The sequence below is a fragment of the Enterobacter sp. Sphag1F genome (genome assembly GCF_014193275.1).
GTDB lineage: Bacteria > Pseudomonadota > Gammaproteobacteria > Enterobacterales > Enterobacteriaceae > Pantoea > Pantoea symbiotica.
In genome coordinates this window covers 194,208-210,829 of sequence record NZ_JACHZD010000005.1, presented here as the reverse complement: position 1 = coordinate 210,829, position 16,622 = coordinate 194,208, and the positions used below count along the sequence as shown (strand labels likewise).

General features: G+C 56.2%; 15 protein-coding genes and 1 pseudogene. 9 read left to right on the top strand and 7 right to left on the bottom strand.

Going from position 1 to position 16,622, the window contains the following annotated elements:
• Positions 1-40: 40 nt before the first annotated feature.
• The 7 genes from FHW71_RS17030 (at position 41) to FHW71_RS17000 (ending at position 7,364) form a co-directional block, all read left to right on the top strand.
• On the top strand, positions 41-1,435 hold the full coding sequence (locus tag FHW71_RS17030; protein WP_061718995.1) for an LLM class flavin-dependent oxidoreductase: 1,395 nt from the start codon (positions 41-43) through the stop codon (positions 1,433-1,435).
• Positions 1,432-2,451 (top strand): methionine ABC transporter ATP-binding protein, encoded by a 1,020-nt coding sequence (locus tag FHW71_RS17025; protein WP_179452453.1) that lies wholly within the window; start codon positions 1,432-1,434, stop codon positions 2,449-2,451. The genes FHW71_RS17030 and FHW71_RS17025 overlap by 4 nt, the downstream gene beginning before the upstream one ends.
• Complete coding sequence (locus FHW71_RS17020; RefSeq protein WP_179452454.1) at positions 2,448-3,146, top strand: methionine ABC transporter permease; 699 nt, start codon at positions 2,448-2,450, stop codon at positions 3,144-3,146. The genes FHW71_RS17025 and FHW71_RS17020 overlap by 4 nt, the downstream gene beginning before the upstream one ends.
• Positions 3,143-4,018, top strand: coding sequence for a MetQ/NlpA family ABC transporter substrate-binding protein (locus FHW71_RS17015; RefSeq protein ID WP_179452455.1), 876 nt, complete (start codon positions 3,143-3,145; stop codon positions 4,016-4,018). Before FHW71_RS17020 ends, FHW71_RS17015 begins: the two co-directional genes overlap by 4 nt.
• A gap of 177 nt (positions 4,019-4,195) precedes the next feature.
• Positions 4,196-5,635 (top strand): MFS transporter, encoded by a 1,440-nt coding sequence (locus tag FHW71_RS17010; protein ID WP_179452456.1) that lies wholly within the window; start codon positions 4,196-4,198, stop codon positions 5,633-5,635.
• A complete protein-coding gene (locus FHW71_RS17005) occupies positions 5,632-6,846 on the top strand; it encodes an acyl-CoA dehydrogenase family protein (protein WP_179452457.1) in 1,215 nt (404 codons plus the stop codon). Before FHW71_RS17010 ends, FHW71_RS17005 begins: the two co-directional genes overlap by 4 nt.
• A gap of 317 nt (positions 6,847-7,163) precedes the next feature.
• A complete protein-coding gene (locus tag FHW71_RS17000) occupies positions 7,164-7,364 on the top strand; it encodes a hypothetical protein (RefSeq protein ID WP_286176304.1) in 201 nt (66 codons plus the stop codon).
• Positions 7,365-7,401: 37 nt separating this feature from the next.
• Here the strand turns inward: FHW71_RS17000 and FHW71_RS16995 are convergent, their stop codons facing one another.
• Positions 7,402-8,349 carry a sulfonate ABC transporter substrate-binding protein gene (locus tag FHW71_RS16995; protein WP_179452458.1) on the bottom strand — a complete coding sequence of 316 codons (948 nt, stop codon included), beginning with the start codon at positions 8,347-8,349 and terminating at the stop codon, positions 7,402-7,404.
• Between the two features lie 255 nt (positions 8,350-8,604).
• Between FHW71_RS16995 and FHW71_RS16990 the strand changes: the two genes are divergently transcribed.
• Together FHW71_RS16990 and FHW71_RS16985 are read left to right on the top strand one after the other, a co-directional pair.
• Positions 8,605-10,662, top strand: coding sequence for an FUSC family protein (locus FHW71_RS16990; RefSeq protein WP_179452459.1), 2,058 nt, complete (start codon positions 8,605-8,607; stop codon positions 10,660-10,662).
• 15 nt (positions 10,663-10,677) lie between these two features.
• Positions 10,678-11,367 (top strand): aspartate/glutamate racemase family protein, encoded by a 690-nt coding sequence (locus tag FHW71_RS16985; protein ID WP_179452460.1) that lies wholly within the window; start codon positions 10,678-10,680, stop codon positions 11,365-11,367.
• Between the two features lie 100 nt (positions 11,368-11,467).
• Here the strand turns inward: FHW71_RS16985 and FHW71_RS16980 are convergent, their stop codons facing one another.
• The 6 genes and pseudogenes from FHW71_RS16980 to FHW71_RS16955 form a co-directional block, all read right to left on the bottom strand.
• Entirely contained in the window at positions 11,468-12,739 is a 1,272-nt protein-coding gene (locus tag FHW71_RS16980) for an alanine racemase (RefSeq protein WP_179452461.1), read from the bottom strand.
• 11 nt (positions 12,740-12,750) lie between these two features.
• Entirely contained in the window at positions 12,751-13,488 is a 738-nt protein-coding gene (locus FHW71_RS16975; RefSeq protein WP_008109157.1) for an amino acid ABC transporter ATP-binding protein, read from the bottom strand.
• Positions 13,485-14,129 (bottom strand): amino acid ABC transporter permease, encoded by a 645-nt coding sequence (locus FHW71_RS16970; RefSeq protein WP_008109156.1) that lies wholly within the window; start codon positions 14,127-14,129, stop codon positions 13,485-13,487. Before FHW71_RS16970 ends, FHW71_RS16975 begins: the two co-directional genes overlap by 4 nt.
• A 101-nt stretch (positions 14,130-14,230) precedes the next feature.
• A pseudogene (locus FHW71_RS16965) lies at positions 14,231-14,863 on the bottom strand (amino acid ABC transporter permease); the annotation flags it as partial.
• 50 nt (positions 14,864-14,913) lie between these two features.
• On the bottom strand, positions 14,914-15,750 hold the full coding sequence (locus FHW71_RS16960) for a transporter substrate-binding domain-containing protein (protein ID WP_008109152.1): 837 nt from the start codon (positions 15,748-15,750) through the stop codon (positions 14,914-14,916).
• Between the two features lie 142 nt (positions 15,751-15,892).
• Positions 15,893-16,285: a RidA family protein gene (locus tag FHW71_RS16955; protein ID WP_008109150.1), complete on the bottom strand. Its 393-nt coding sequence runs from the start codon at positions 16,283-16,285 to the stop codon at positions 15,893-15,895.
• Positions 16,286-16,622 lie beyond the last annotated feature (337 nt).

Sequence of the window (16,622 nt, the reverse complement as noted above, 5' to 3'; positions counted from 1 at the left end):
CGGGTCGTAACACGATCACGGCCTCGCTATGGAGATTGCTATGCCATCGCAACGTGAAATTCGCTTGAACGCATTTGATATGAACTGTGTCGGACACCAGTCGCCGGGTTTGTGGGCGCATCCGCGTGACCGTTCCTGGCAATACAAAGATCTGGAGTATTGGGTCGATTTAGCGCGCCTGCTGGAACGCGGCAAATTTGACGGCTTATTTATCGCCGACGTGCTCGGCGTTTACGACGTACTGAACGGCAACGGCGATGCGGCGATCCGCCAGGCGACGCAGGTGCCGGTCAACGATCCGCTGGCGTTGATTACGCCCATGGCGCTGGTCACTGAACATCTCGGCTTTGGTCTCACCGCGTCGCTGTCGTTTGAACATCCCTATCCGTTTGCGCGCCGCTTATCGACGCTCGATCACCTGACCAAAGGCCGCATCGGCTGGAACATCGTTACCTCGTATCTGGAGAGCGGGGCGCGCAACATTGGGCATAAAACCCAGACCGATCACGACAGCCGCTACGATTACGCCGACGAGTATCTGCAAGTGGTGTACAAGCTGCTGGAAGGCAGCTGGGAGCAGGATGCGGTATTGCGTGACCGTGAACGCCGCATCTTCAGCGACCCGCGCAAAATCCATCCCATCAATCATCAGGGCACCTTCTTCAACGTGCCGGGCATTCACCTGTGTGAACCGTCACCACAGCGCACGCCGGTGCTGTATCAGGCAGGCGCATCGAGTCGGGGCAAACAGTTTGCGGCAGAACATGCCGAATGCGTGTTTGTTGCTGCGCCGTCAAAAGTGCTGCTGAAGAAAACCGTCGCCGATATTCGCCGCCGCGCGGCGGAAGCGGGACGCGATCCTTACAGCATCAAAATCTTCAATCTGCAAACCGTGATTGTCGGCGAAACCGATCTGGCGGCGCAGGCGAAGTGGAAAGAGTACACCGGTTGGGTCAGCTACGAAGGCGCGCTAGCGCTGGTGTCGGGCTGGACCGGCATCGACTTCGGCCAGTATCAGCCGGATCAGGTGCTGAAATATATTCACACCAACGCCATCCAATCGGCGGTTGAAACCTTCTCCACCGCCGATCCCGATCGTCAGTGGACGGTAAAAGCGCTGGCGGATTGGGTCGGCATCGGCGGCTTTGGTCCGCTGATTGTCGGCAGTGCGGAAACTGTCGCGGATGAGTTGCAAAGCTGGGTCGAAGAGACCGACGTCGATGGCTTCAACTTCGCCTACGCATTGACGCACGAAACCTTTGAAGATGTGGTGGAGCTGCTGATCCCGGAGCTGCAAAAACGCGGCGTCTACAAAAAAGAGTACGCGCAGGGCACGCTGCGCGAGAAGTTATTCGCCGCCGGTCCGCAGCTGCAGGCACCGCATCCGGGCGCGGGCTATCGCGTTAAATCCTCCACGCTGCAGGAGGTCTCATGATCGAAATAGATAACCTCAGCAAACACTATCGCGCGCCCGACGGCCGCATCACCGAGGTGCTGAAATCCATCAGCCTGCAGGTGCCGCAAGCCAACATTACGGCCGTTGTTGGGCCGAGCGGCGCGGGTAAATCGACTTTGGCGAAGTGCATCAGCCTGCTGGAGCAACCGAGCGCCGGCAGCAACCGCGTTAACGGCAGCGATCTCTCGCGGCTGGATGGCGAAGCGCTGCGTCAGGCGCGTCGTTCTATTGGCACCGTTTTTCAGTCTTCTGCGCTGCTGCAACGCAAAACCGCGTGGGAGAACATCGCCTTGCCGCTGCACTATCTCGGCGTGGTGGATCGCGATATCAACACGCGCGTGGGCGAATTGCTCGACAGTGTCGGCCTCAGCCACAAAGCCAAAGCCTATCCCGGCCAGCTTTCCGGTGGTCAGCGGCAGCGTATTGGCATCGCACGGGCGCTGGCGTTGCGCCCATCGGTGTTGCTGGCGGATGAAGCCACCTCAGGGCTCGATCCCGAAGCCACCGTCACCGTGCTCGACCTGCTGAAAAAACTGCGAGATGACTACAAGCTGGCGATAGTGCTGATCACCCATGAAATGGATGCGGTACGTCAGGCGGCCGACGCGGTAGCGGAAATTCGCGACGGCCAAATCGTGCAGTACGGCGTGGTGAAAGAGTTGCTGGCGCAGCCGGATTCGCTGTTGGGACAGCGCCTGTTCCCACTGGCGGCGCAGGCGGGCGATGCCGAGCTGGTGTTGCAGCTCAGCTATCGCACCGATGTGCCGGTCGCCAGCGACTGGATATCGCGCCTCAGCCAGCAGTTTGGTTTGCGTATTGATCTGCTCGGCGCACACGTTGAGCAGGTGAACGGTCTGCAGGCGGGCCGGCTAAAGGTGGGCATTCACTATCAGCAAGAGCGCGTGCCGCTGGCACGTTTGCTGTCGCAGCTTGAACAACTGGGCTTGGTTGCCAGCGTTTCCGGCAGCGTGTTGCCATTGCGGGAGGCGGTATGAGCGTATCAGTGATGAGTCAGGATACGCCGTGGCCAGAAATCCCGGCGTTGATGCTGCCCGCTCTGGGCGAAACCGCGTTGATGGTGGTGATCGTGATGCTGTTCGTGGTCACCTTCGGCGGCATAGTCGGTGTGGTGCTGTTTAACACCTCATCACGCGGTCTGTTTCCGCATCGCGGTATTAACCGGGTGCTGAGTTGGATTGTGAATATGGGTCGTTCGCTGCCGTTTCTGGTACTGATGGCGGCCATCATTCCGTTCACCTTCTGGCTTACCGGCACCACCATCGGCATTCCTGCCGCCGTTGTGCCGATGATAACCGCCGGCATTCCGTTCTTTGGCCGTCTGGTGGACAACGCGCTGCGTGAGCTGCCCGGCGAAGTCACGGCGGTAGGTTTGGTATGCGGCGGATCGCGCTGGCAGATCATCCGCTCGGCACAACTCAGCGAAGCGCTGCCAGCGATTGTTGCGGCAGTGACGCTCAACCTGATCTCAATGATTGAGTACTCCGCCATTGCCGGCACCATCGGCGCGGGCGGTATTGGCTATCTGGCGGTGGTGTACGGTTATCAGCGCTTCGACAACCACATCATGATCGCCACCATTGTGGTGCTAATCGCCCTCATTCAAACCATCCAATTTCTCGGCGACCGTTTGGTCACCGCATTACGCCATCCTCAGGGGACATCGTTATGACAACACAAGATTTCGAACTGCGTAAAACCCGCCGCTGGCCGTGGCTGCTACTGATTATAGTGGTCGTTGTACTTGCTGCAGGCGGCTGGTTCTGGCGCGGCCAACAGGCGCAGGCGGTGGTATTTGGTACCACGCTGAAGGTGCATTTTGAACCGGCGATGGCCGGTGAGCAGAAGCTGATTGAATACGTTGGTGAGCACATCGCGCCGGATTACGGCCTGAAGCTGGAAGCGGTGGGCGTGCAGGATCCGGTGCAAGCCGACCGCGCGGTAGCGGAAGGGCAGTATGCTGCGACGATATATCAGCACCAATGGTGGCTGAAGCAAGTGGTGGATGCCAACGGCTTTGCGCTGACCTCAACGCTGCCGCTGTTCCAGTGGGCGTTTGGCATTTACTCCGATCGCTACACGTCGGTGGCGGATTTACCGCAGGGCGCGACCATCGTGGTGCCGGATGACGGCGCCAATCAAGGCCAGGCATTATGGTTGCTGGCGCGTCAGGGTTTAATCACGCTCGATCCTAACGTCGAGCCGCGCACGGCCAAACTGAAGAACATTGTCGGCAATCCGCACGGCTTCGTGTTTAAAGAGCTCGATCTGCTGACTATGCCGCGTGCGCTCAATTCGGTGGATGCGGCGATTGGTTACGTCTCGCAATTTGACGCCGGTAAAGTGCCGCGCGAAAAAGGCATTCTCTTCCCGCCTGCGCCGCGAACTTTCGCCTCTAAGCTGGTGATTGGCACGCCTTATCTGGACCAGGAAAACATCGAGAAGCTGAAAAAAGCTTTCTCCGATCCGCGAGTACAACAGTGGTTGAAGACCACCGACGATCCGCTGGTAAAAGGCGTGTTGGTGCCGGTCTCAGCCGACTAATTTTTTGTTGATTGCACACCCGGACGCGTCAGGCGTGTCCGGGTTTTTGTGTTGGCGAAAATTCAATTATCTAATTGATTTTAATGTAAATTAATATCAAGAATTGTTGTTTTGGTACGGCTAAAAAAACGCTTATAACAACCTCACCTGCACTACAAAACAACAACGTGAGGCGTTATGAGTTCTCTTCCTTTAGAAAACACCATCCCGGTTTCCGAACCGGTACGTTCGGTCAGTGACGTGGCAAGACTGATCAACACTCGCACCAAAAATGACAACTACGCGCGCATGATTGTGTTCCTCGCGCTCGGCGGCGTGTTTCTCGACGCCTACGATCTCACCACGCTTTCGTACGGCATCGATGATGTGGTGCGTGAGTTTCAGCTCTCTCCGCTGCTCACCGGTTTAGTCACCTCCTCAATTATGGTTGGCACCATTGTTGGTAATCTGGTGGGCGGCTGGCTGACGGATAAATATGGCCGCTATTCGGTGTTTATGGCCGACATGCTGTTCTTCGTGGTTTCAGCGATTGCGGCGGGCTTAGCACCGAACGTCTGGGTGCTGATTGGCGCGCGCTTCCTGATGGGCGTTGGTGTCGGGATCGATCTACCGGTGGCGATGTCCTATCTGGCGGAGTTCTCCAGATTCGCCGGTAAAGGCAACAAAGCCGCCCGACTCGCGGCCTGGTGCCCGATGTGGTACGCCGCGTCAACGCTGTGCTTCCTGCTGATCTTCGCGCTCTACTTCCTGCTGCCGAAAGAGCATCTTGACTGGCTGTGGCGCGCGTCGCTGCTGTTCGGTGCGGTACCGGCGCTGCTGATCATCGCGGTGCGCAGCAAATTCATGAACGAATCGCCCCTTTGGGCGGCGAATCAGGGCGACCTGAAATCGGCAGTGCGCATCCTGCGTGATTCCTATGGCATTCACGCGCATGAAGCGGAACATGAAGCGCCACCAGCGGCTGCTGCGCCGAAAGTGAGTTTCCGCGTGCTGTTTGAGAAACCGTGGCGCGAACGCACCATCGTCGCGGGTGTGATGAACATCTGTATCTCATTTGAATACACCGCCATTGCTTTCTTCCTGCCATCGATTCTGGCGCAGTTCCTCGGCGCGGGCGTGTTTGAAACCATCTCGGCCTCACTGGGACTCAATGCGCTGTTCGCCTTTACCGGCGGCCTGCTCGGCATGCGGCTGGCGTGGAAATATCCGTCGCGCCACGTCGCCATCGCTGGCTTTGCCCTGCAATTCTTTGCGCTGATCGCGCTGGCGTTGATAGGTCATCCGGAAGCCATCGCCGGAATCGTCTTTGCGGTATTGATGCTCGGTTTGTGGCTGTTTGCTGAAGGCTTCGGCCCGGGCGCGCAGCTGATGGTTTATCCGGCGCTTTCCTATCCAACCTCGATTCGCGCGACCGGCGTGGGCTTTAGCCGCGCGCTTTCCGGCATTGGCAGTGCGTTAGCGCTGTTCATCCTGCCGATTCTGCAAGCTGCACTCGGCACCAACATGTTCTGGGTGGTTTCGCTGGCAGCGATCATCCCGATCTTCTTCCTGCTGGCGGTGCGCCACGAGCCCACGCTGCATGACATCGACGATCTTTCACATCAGGAGTCACCATGAGTTTACTGGCAACAGGTACCGATTATGAGGCGCTGGCAGCGCACTTCCGGCCGATCTTCACGCGCATCGCAGAAGGAACGGTAGCGCGCGAGCGGGAACGTATTTTGCCGCATCAGCCGATTAGCTGGTTGAAAGCGGCGGGATTCGGCACGGTGCGTATTCCAAAAGATAAGGGCGGTTGGGGCGCATCGCTGCCGCAGCTGTTCCAGCTGTTAACCGAACTGGCAGAAGCCGACTCGAATCTGCCGCAGGCGCTGCGCGCCCATTTCGCCTTTGTCGAAGACCGGCTGAACCAATCGGACAGCGCGGAACGCGATCGCTGGTTTGGCCGTTTTATCGATGGCGAGCTGGTGGGCAGCGGCTGGACGGAAATTGGCACGGTAAAACTCGGCGATGTTATTACGCGCGTCACGCCAGGCGAAAGCGGCTGGACGCTGAGCGGCGAGAAGTTTTACAGCACCGGCGCGCTATTCGCCGACTGGATTGACGTCTATGCGCGCCGCAACGATAACCAGGGCGATGTCATCGCTCTGGTAAACACTCAGCAACCCGGCGTGACGCGTGAAGACGACTGGGACGGATTTGGTCAGCGCTTAACCGGTAGCGGCACCACGCGTTTCGCTAATGCCCATGTCGAGCAGGAACACGTCTACGATTTCGCTACTCGGTTCCGTTATCAAACCGCCTTCTATCAGCATGTGTTACTGGCAACGCTGGCGGGAATTGGTCGTGCGGCGGCACGCGATGGCGCACAGGCGGTGGCGGCGCGAAATCGGGTTTACAGCCACGGCAACGGCGGCGTTGCGCGCCAGGATGCGCAGATTCTTCAGGTCATCGGGGAGATCACCAGCCTGGCCTTTGCGGTGGAAGCCACGGTGATCCGCGCGACACATTCACTGCAATCAGCATATGTTGCCCACGTCAGCAGCGATGAAGCGCAAGTTGCCGCAGCGAATGTGCTGGCCGAAGCCGAAGCGGGCCAGGCGCAGGTGATTGCCAGCGAGCTGGTAACGCGCGCCGCTACCGAGTTGTTTAACGCGCTGGGCGCATCCGATACGCGCGTCAGCAAAGCGCTGGATCGTCACTGGCGCAACGCGCGAACCGTATCGTCACATAACCCGGTGGTGTACAAAGCGCGAGATATCGGCGACTGGAAAGTGAATGGCACCCCCCCGACGGAGATTTGGCAGATTGGCAGAGGCGAGGGCTGATAAACCAGGTGCGCATGAATGCGCACCCTACAAAACCTTGAAATGCGCACCCTACGAATCCCTGAATTGTAGGGGCGCCATTTATGGCGACCATAACTCACAAACCTCTCAAATCATCACGTTACATCACAATGTGAATCAGAAACCAATTTAAAACTGTTCAGTTTTAAGCCAGAATTTATATTCTCGATTGCTGATTTATTAATTATGATTGGCCCTGATTTTTTTGAATGGATATCAATAATAGGGAGCAACAGAATGCAATCAGCGCGACGCCTTAGGTTAGGCGCGGACCGTGATTAAAAGGGGGCTGAGACATGACTGAACGCGATATTTTCAGTGAACTAATGACGGGTATGCAGGAGCTGAAAGATCATCAAGACGGAAAAATCACGCTCATGACCTACAAGGTCAGCAAGCGCGCGTCCGTCACCATCGCGGCACAGGAGCTGCGTGATGTAGGCGAAAAACTCAACCTGTCTCAGGCCGTTTTTGTGCGTATTACGAGTAAAAGATAAATCCGGGCCATTTATCAGGCCCGGATTAATTAATAATTTACTTCTTATCCAGCGACCAGGTCGCGCTGCGCACATCCACTTTCACTGGCAACAGACCCACGCGCGTAAAGGTGTCCGCTAACGCCTGCTGCTCATCAAACACCTGCGGTGACATGCGCGATGCGCCATAAGGCAGGCGTTTAATGGTGGTTTGCCAGATGGCTTTATCCAGGCCGGTCGATTTTGACAGAATCGCTGCCGCATCGTCCGGGTTCTTATTCGCCCAATCGCTGAGTTTGCTCAGTTCATCAACCACCTGTTTCGCGGTATCAGGATGCCCTTCCGCAAACGGACGGCTGGCGAGATAGAAGGTGTAATGCGGCACCAATCCTTCTGCGTTGCGAATTTCCCGCGCACCGGCGTTGGCTTCCACTTCTGCCAGGTACGGATCCCAAATCACCCACGCATCAATTGCGCCTTTCTGGAACGCAGCGCGCGCATCGGCAGGCGGCAGATACACCGGCGTCACGTCTTTGTAGTTAAGCCCCGTATCTTCCAGCGCTTTCACCAGCAGATAGTTAACGTCAGAGCCTTTGTTCAGGCCGACGCGTTTGCCTTTCAAATCGGCCACGCTGTTAATTGTGGAGTCTTTCGGCACCACGATGGCTTCCGTTTTTGGGTTAGCCGGGGAATGACCGAGATAGATCAAATCGGCTTTCGCGGCCTGCGCGAAGGCGGGCGGCGCATCGCCGGTAGCCGCCAAATCAATGCTGCCGACGTTTAAGCCCTCCAACATCTGCGGACCAGCTGGGAATTCCACCCAACGGATAGCAATGCCTTCCTTTTTAAAGGTTTCATCCAGCGTGCCGCGATATTTCAGCAAGGCAAAGATGTTGGCTTTCTGATAGCCGATGGTGACGGTTTCTGGGTTGGCGGCGAAGGCGTGTGTGGAGAGCAGGCCAACGCTGAGAGCTAAAGCGCTCAGGACAGGAAATTTTGCTTTCATGATGATTCTCGTGTGGTTTTTTTTGCCACCTTAGCAAAGCCCTTATATAACCAATAAATAACTAATTTCGATCGCTTATAACCGTTTTTTATGTGATCTGGATCATTCACTGTAATCAGCAAACAGGGTTTGGATTTCCATAGATGCCTATATAATTAGCACGGTAATAATTTGTATAACAAATCAAAATGCCATTGCTAAATGCTTCTGTCAGGATAAGCCATTCCGCTGCCTGCATAAGGTCTTAACCGTTCTATGAAGTGGTTTTCACGAAGCGCAGTGCTGTTTTCTGCCAAAACCTGTCTTGCTGCCTTTCTGGCTTTTTACATTGCTCTGGAACTCAATCTCGATAAACCGGCCTGGTCACTGACTACAGTGTACGTTGCCTCGCAGCTCTATTCGGGATCGACGGTATCGAAATCGGTTTTCCGTTTCTTCGGCACCCTGCTGGGCGGGCTGTTTACCTTGCTGATCTATCCCGCCACGGTGCAGGATCCGCTGCTGTTCAGCCTGTGCATCTCACTTTGGGTAGCGGTTTGCCTCTATCTTTCGCTGCACGACCGCACGCCGAAGAGCTACGTATTTATGCTGGCGGGCTACAGCGCAGCGATTATGGGTTTTCCCGATGTGGTGTCGCCCTCGGCCATTACCTACACGGTGATTTCCCGCGTTGAGGAGATCACCGTGGCGATTGTTTGCAGCAGCCTGGTGCATCGCCTGCTGTGGCCGGTCTCGATGCGCAATTTGTTAGAGCAGAGCGTTAACCAGTGGTATCAGAATGCGCGCAAGCTGTGCAGCGAGCTGGTCACGGCGATGCCCGCTGAGAAGTCGGTGGAGCGCGAAGATATCCTGATTCAGATGGCCAACTATCCGCTCAACGTCGAAACGCTCATCACGCATTGTGTGTATGAAGGCGATGCCGCGCGGCGTCTGGTGCGTTTAGTCAGCGTGCAGTATCAGCATCTCTCCTATTTCATCCCAACGCTGACGGCAATCGAATCGCGCCTCAATCTGCTGGCCCAGCAGCAAATCCGTTTTCCCGACTACATCGCTGAGGTCTTCCAGCAATTTTTGCTGTGGCTAAACGGTGAAGATCAGCTGCCGGTGCGCGACAAGCTCAGCCACGCGCAAGAGCAGCTGAAAGAGGCGTGGCAAGAGGGCAGGCTCAACAGTGAAGAGAGCATTCTGCTAATGGGATTGCTGGAACGCTTGCTCAATTTTGTGCGCATCGTTGATGCCTATCAAAGCGTTAGCGAACGCGTCAGTGAATGGACGCCCGCAGTTAAAGCCGGAAAGATGGCGCGTGCACATAAACACGTCGATAAAGGTTTGTTGCTGCTGTCGTCGTTCACCGCCTTTATCGCCACCTTCGTCACCTGCGTATTTTGGATTGGCAGCGGCTGGGTGGATGGTGCCACCGCGCCGATGATGGCGGCGGTGCTGTGCTCCTTCTTCGCCGGCATGGACAGCCCAATTGCGCCGATGAAGCTGTTCCTGAAAGGTGTGCTGATTTCCGTGGTGATCAGCCTGTTGTATATCACCTTGCTGATTCCGCAGGCGGTGACCTTCGAAGCGCTGGTGATCTGCCTTGCGCCAGGCTTGCTGGCGCTGGGATTGGTTATCGCTAATCCGTCGACCAACCTGATTGGCCTGATTGTCGCCACGCAGATTCCTGGCTTGATTGGCATGAGCCACAACTTCAAGCCCGATTTACAGCTTATAGTGAACGCTATCCTTTCGACGCTGGTGGGCATTACCTTCGCGGTGGTGATCACGGCGCTGATTCGCAACAAGCGTCCGTCGTGGACCGCCAAACGTGCGGTGCGCAAAGGTATCCGCGAGCTGCTGCATTTTATCGCCACGGTGCGGCTCAACAGCGTCACGCTGACCGCGCGGCAGCAGTTTGTCTCGCGCACGCTGGATAAGGTCAACATCATCCTGCCGCGTAAACGTGTCGATCCGGTGCCAGAGCTGGTCTCCGGCGGCAATCTGATCGCTGAAGCCTGGCTGGGCGCAAACTGCTACGACTACTACACGCGTCATCGTGAGCTGCTGCTGGCACATCACATCGAAAGCGCGGCGATGTTCCACGAGCTAAGCCAGTTCCTTAAGCGCCGCTTGAAGTCGCTGCAAACCACGCCGCAGCCGGAATTGCTGGCGGAACTGAACACGCTATTGCTGCGACTGGAAGCGGCGGCGCTGCAGGAGAACACGCTGTTTGCGCCCATGTTCCACCTGTTCAATATTCGTTTATCGCTGTTTCCTGCGGCGCGCTGGCCGGAAAACCATTACAGTGCTGAACAGCATGTTTAAAACGGAGTTAAGCAGATGAACATGATCGGTTTGATTGGCGGAATGAGCTGGGAATCCACCGCGCTCTATTACCGTATTATCAATGAGCAGGTGAAGCAGCAGCTAGGCGGTTTACACTCCGCGCGCAGCCTGATGTACAGCGTTGATTTCCATGAAATCGAAAAGCTGCAGGCCGCAGGCGAGTGGCAAAAAGCGGGTGAAATTCTGGCAGAAGCGGCTGTTAGCCTGGAGAAAGGTGGCGCAGATTTTATCGTGCTCTGTACCAATACCATGCACAAAGTCGCACAGCAGATCACCGATGCGGTCAGCATTCCGCTGCTGCATATCGCTGATGCCACCGCACAGCGCATTCGTCAGGCGGGCGTGAAAAAAGTCGGTCTGCTGGCGACGGCATTCACCATGGAGCAGGAGTTCTATAAAGGCCGGCTTAATCAGTCGGAGATTGAGGTGCTGGTGCCCGATGCAGCAGGCCGCAAATTGGTGCACGACATCATCTATCAGGAACTCTGTCTTGGCGTGATCCGCGATGAATCACGCGCGCAATACCGCAAGATTATTGCCGAGCTGGTGGAGCAGGGCGCAGAAGCAATCATTCTCGGCTGCACCGAAATCACCTTGCTGGTGAAAGCCGAAGACGCCAGCGTTCCGCTGTTTGATACCACCTTAATCCACGCAGAAGACGCCGTAAAACTCGCGCTTTTGTAGGGTCGCCATTTATGGCGACCATCCACATTTCATAAAGCACAAATCTATGCGCAATGGGTCGCCATAAATGGCGACCCTACATAAAAGGTACAAAAACTCATCAAAATGCTGTTTCCAGTGAATCTGTGACGCAATAATCATCATCCACCAGCGGCAGATAGCGCCATTTATCAAAGGCAGTACAAGGATGCGAAATACCGCAGCCAACCCAATCGCCCACCTGCAACGGCTCATCTTCCGGCAATAACAGATAAGCGTGCTGATCGTTCACATCACTGATACGCAGATGCGTTGCGGTGCGCGGGGTGCTGCCATCGGCGTGGCGGATCCACAGCGGATTCGGCAGATCCTGATCGAAGGGTACATCGCGGCGACCGAAATCCACAAACGCCAGGCCCGGCTCCGGGCGCGATAACACGCGGCCCCAAATCTCCAGCGCGGCAGCAAAATGATGTGTCGCACCCGGCTGAGCAAAGGGCGCGATGCGCGCATACAATCCGCTGTCGTGCGCCATATAAGCGCCGGAACGGATCAGCGGCGTCATTGGCAGCGGCAGTTTTGCTGCGGTGAAGCACGCTGTCACCACATCAAACCACGCACCGCCACCGGCGCTGAGGATGATGTGATCGCTGCCGAACAGCTGCTTTTCCGCCAGCAATTCAGCGGTTGCGACCATCATTTGGCAGTAATCTTTCACGCGCTGAATGCCGCTCTCATCACGGCCTGCGCCGAGCGCTCCTTCATATCCGGCTACGCCCACCAGCTTGAGCGCGGGGCAGGCGGCGATCGCTTCGGCAATCGCCACTGCGTCCTGCTGAGAACGACAGCCAGTGCGGCCGCCGCTTACTGACATCTCCAGCAGCACCGAAATCTGGCTGTCACCGAGGTTCTGCGCCAAAAGCTTTACGCCTTGCAGCGAATCGACGTAACACAGGAAGCCGTGATCGGGATGCTGCTGCTGCCACTGCGCAATCCAGCGAATGCCCGCCGGATCGACCAGTTGATTGGCGAGAAACACATTGCGGATGCCGAACTGGCGCAGCGCGCGAACCTGCGCAGGCGTAGCGGCACCCAAACCCCACGCGCCGCCTTCGGTAATCGCGCGGCGCAGAATGGCGGGCGACATCGAGGTTTTCCCGTGCGCGGCGAGCATCACGCCGTTTTCACGGCAGAAGTCCGCCAGCTGGCGCAGGTTATTCTCCAGCGCCGACTGCTTCATGATCATCAGCGGCGAGAACACCTGATCGCTGCTGAGTACTGCGGTGCCGATAGCCAGCGGCGCATCACCGGCACCCGCAACCGATTTAAAACGTGGCGCGGTTTGCTGCGCATCCAGTAATCCATCCGCCTGCAGCGGAAAGCGAATCGACATAGATCCTCCTGTTAGTGCTCAAGTACGCGTGATAAGAACTGCTGAGTGCGCGGGTTCTGCGGATTTACGAAGATCTGCTCGGGCGAACCTTGTTCGGCAATCACGCCCTGATCCATAAACACCACGCGGTCAGCGGTTTTACGCGCAAAGCCCATCTCGTGCGTCACCACCACCATGGTCATGCCTTCTCGCGCCAGGCTGCGCATCACTTCCATTACTTCGCCCACCAGTTCTGGATCCAGCGCTGAGGTGGCTTCATCGAAGAACATGATTTTCGGTTCAACCGCCAGCGCACGGGCAATCGCCACGCGCTGCTGCTGACCACCGGAAAGCTGCGCAGGATAGTGATGCGCGCGTTCGGCGAGTCCGACGCGCGTGAGCGCCGCCATGCCGCGTTTATTGGCTTCGGCTTCCGACAGCTTTTGTGCTTTGATCAGCGCCAGCGTGACGTTGCCGAGCGCGGTTTTATGCGGGAACAGGTTGAACTGCTGGAACACCATGCCAACGTGGCCGCAAATTTCACTGGCGCGCTTGCGTTGATGCAGCGGCACGTCGTTGACCCACACTTCACCGCCGTCGGCCACTTCCAGTCCGCTCATGATGCGCAACACGGTACTTTTGCCGGAGCCGGACGCGCCAATCAGCACCAGCACTTCACCCGGTGAAACATCAAGGCTGATCTCTTTCAGCACCTGAGTTGCGCCAAACGATTTTGTTATCCGGCTTAAGGTAATGGCGGATTTGCTCATGAAATTTGGCTCCTGGTTTGATGATGTTGAACCCAACGGGAAAGCGGGAAGCAGACAGCGAAGTAGAGCAGGGCGACCAAGCCGTAAACGATGACCGGCTGACCGATGCGATCGACAATCGCCTGGCCTTGATGCATCAGTTCGGACATGCCGATCATGCTGACGATCGAGGTATCTTTGATCAGGGAAAGATACTGGCCGGCCAGCGGCGGCAGTACGATGCCGCGCGTTTGCGGCAGGATCACGCTCATAAAGGTCTGGCGTTTGGATAGACCCAAAATCCATGACACTTCCCACTGACCTTTCGGCACCGCTTCGATACCGGCGCGGAACACCTCGGCGATATACGCGCCCTGATAGATGCTCAGGCCAAGAATACCGGCGGCAAACAGGTTGATGTCATAGCCGAAATAGGCCACGCCGAAGTAGATGAACATCAGCGTGATCAGCACCGGCGTGCCGCGAAACAGTTCGGTGTAGATCACCGCAATCTGCTTTAAGACCGGCAGACGGCTAGTGCGCAACACCGCCGCCAGCAAGCCCAGCAGCGTGCTGCCAATAATCGCAGCCACCGACAGCAGCAACGTGATACCGAGGCCTTTTAGCAGAATCGGTAACGAACTGATGATTAACTCGTTCATAGCGCGTTCTCCCGCTTCACTGGATTAGTCAGCCATTTTTTTGCCCACCACCAGGCGGACTTTTTTATCGGGGTCACCAGCGGCGGGTGGAACATGCGCCGTCCTGCAATCGTACCCAGCCAGGAGAACAGGTTGCTCAGCACCAGATAAACCAATGCCACTACGCTAAAGGTCTGGATATACAGCAGCGTACGCGCGTTGATCACCGTGGCGGTGCCGGTCAGTTCGGGCAGCGCAATCGCCGACAGCAGCGATGTGCCGAGCAGCAATTGAATCAGATTGTTGATAATGGCGGGCCACACCGCGCGCGCCGCTTGCGGTAGCACCACAGTGAGAAACACCTGACGACGCGTAATGCCCAGCACCCATGCGGCTTCAAGCTGGCCTTTCGGCACCGATTGAATCCCCGCGCGGAAGGTTTCGGAGAGATAGGCACCGACGTTAATCCCCAGCGCCAGCACGCCCGCAGTAAAGGCGTTCATGGTGATGCCGAGCGACGGCAGACCAAAGAAGATGATGAAGATCTGCAGCAGCACCGGCGTGTTGCGGATGAACTCAACGTAGCAGTGACTGATCCAGCGCAGCGGGGCCAGCGGCGCCGCTTTCGCCAGCGCCGAGAGCAAACCGAGCGCCACCGCCAGCGCAAACGCCAGCAACGTCACCTGCAAGGTGAGCCACGCGGCATCAAGAAAAGTGTCGGCGTAGCGCCACAGGGTTAGCCATTGATAACTCATGGTTCTGCTCCTTCGGGCGGCGCAGCATCAGCTGCCGCGCCGCGTGGGGATCAATATTGCGGATTCAGCGGGTAACGCGGTTTGTTGCCAAACCATTTCTGATACAGCTGGGCGTTTTCGCCGGAGGCGTTAATTTCAAACAGGAATTCATTGAGGTAGTTGGTCCAGACCTGATCGCCCTGTTTCACACCGAAGGCGTTGTATTCCAGCGGCACCAGCGCTTCGTTGGTCACGGTCAATGTTGGGTCGAGCTTGGCCTGATAGGCGAGGAAGTTGTTATCCTCGATCATCGCATCGGCCTGGCCCTGTTTCACCGCGAGGATGGCCGCTTGCGATGAGTCGTATTCCTGGATTTTTACGTCGATGCCCAGATTGCGCACTTCATCGCCGTTGGTTGAGCCTTTCACCGTCGCGATGGTTTTGCCGCCCATATCGTGTGCGGACTGAATGCCGCTATTTTTGCGCACCAGCATCGCTTCACTCGCCACCACATACGGATTGGTGAAGCCGATCTCTTTGGCGCGTTCCAGATTGCGGGTGAAGTTGCAGAACACCACATCCACTTTATTAGTTTGCAGGTTAGGAATGCGGTTGGCGCTGGTGGTGTTGACCATTTCCAGCTTCACGCCCATCTCTTTGGCCAGCGCTTTGGCGAGATCAACATCGTAGCCATCCGGGTTGCCGTCTTTATCGTAAAACCCAAACGGCGCAAAGCTCAGGCAGTCACCGACGCGCAGCGTGCCGCGTTGCAACACGGTTTGCAGCGCTGACTGCGGTGCGGCGCCCGCCTCTTTTTTCTCTTCGGTTGGCGTACAGCCCGCCAGCGTCAGTAATACCAGCGCGCCGGCTAGCGCGTTGAGACTCACTTTTAGCGATGTTGTCTTCATTGTTATGCTCTCTTTAGAAATTTTGACGAGACGGCGTAATACCGTTATTTCACAGCAAAATAGAAAGGCATCAATTAATAACAGGCTGTCCTGGTGTGGGCGGAGAAAGTAAACATTTGCCAGCCTGTTTTAACCGTAATATTTATTTACGATCGGCGCGGAAGCATTTCATATCGACTTCGACTTTGCAGTCGACTACTAAATCCTGCACGCTACAAATACGTGCTGGTGGATTTCCGCTGAATATCTCACTGAATACTTTATTAAATGAACTGAAATAACGCGCGTCGGTTAATACCGCCGTAACGTGCACCACATCTTCCACGCGATAACCGGCTTCGCGCATGATGGTGAGACAGTTTTCGAACGCCAGCTGCGTCTGTTCGATGATACCGCCTTCCACCACTTCGCCGTCGCGCATCGGCGTCTGGCCGGAGATGTAAAGCCAGCCATCGGCTTCCACCGCGCGGGCAAACGGCAGTTTCTGACCGCCGGTGCCGGTTCCGCCTTCGACGCCATAACGTTTAATCGTCATCCGTTCCTGCTCCTGTTGCAGCGAAAATCTGCTAACTATGTTGTCTGATATACCAGACTGCTATCTGCAATACTGGATAGGGCAAGATTTGCACAGGAATTTTTCTTTTGCAATATGTGCACCGCTATTTAATTTTTTGTGATGTCGTCCGGATCGCAAAATAAATTTAAGTCGAGTGTGTATTTAAATTGGAGTGTGATCGCTATCGTATTTTTTTAACGGTAAAGTGAGCGTGGTGCGCCATAACGAGGCACCAAAATTGATCGTGATAATAAATGGCGGGTGATTAATATTTATTTAATCCGGGATGGGTAAAAGTTGGTGCGCGGTGTATCAT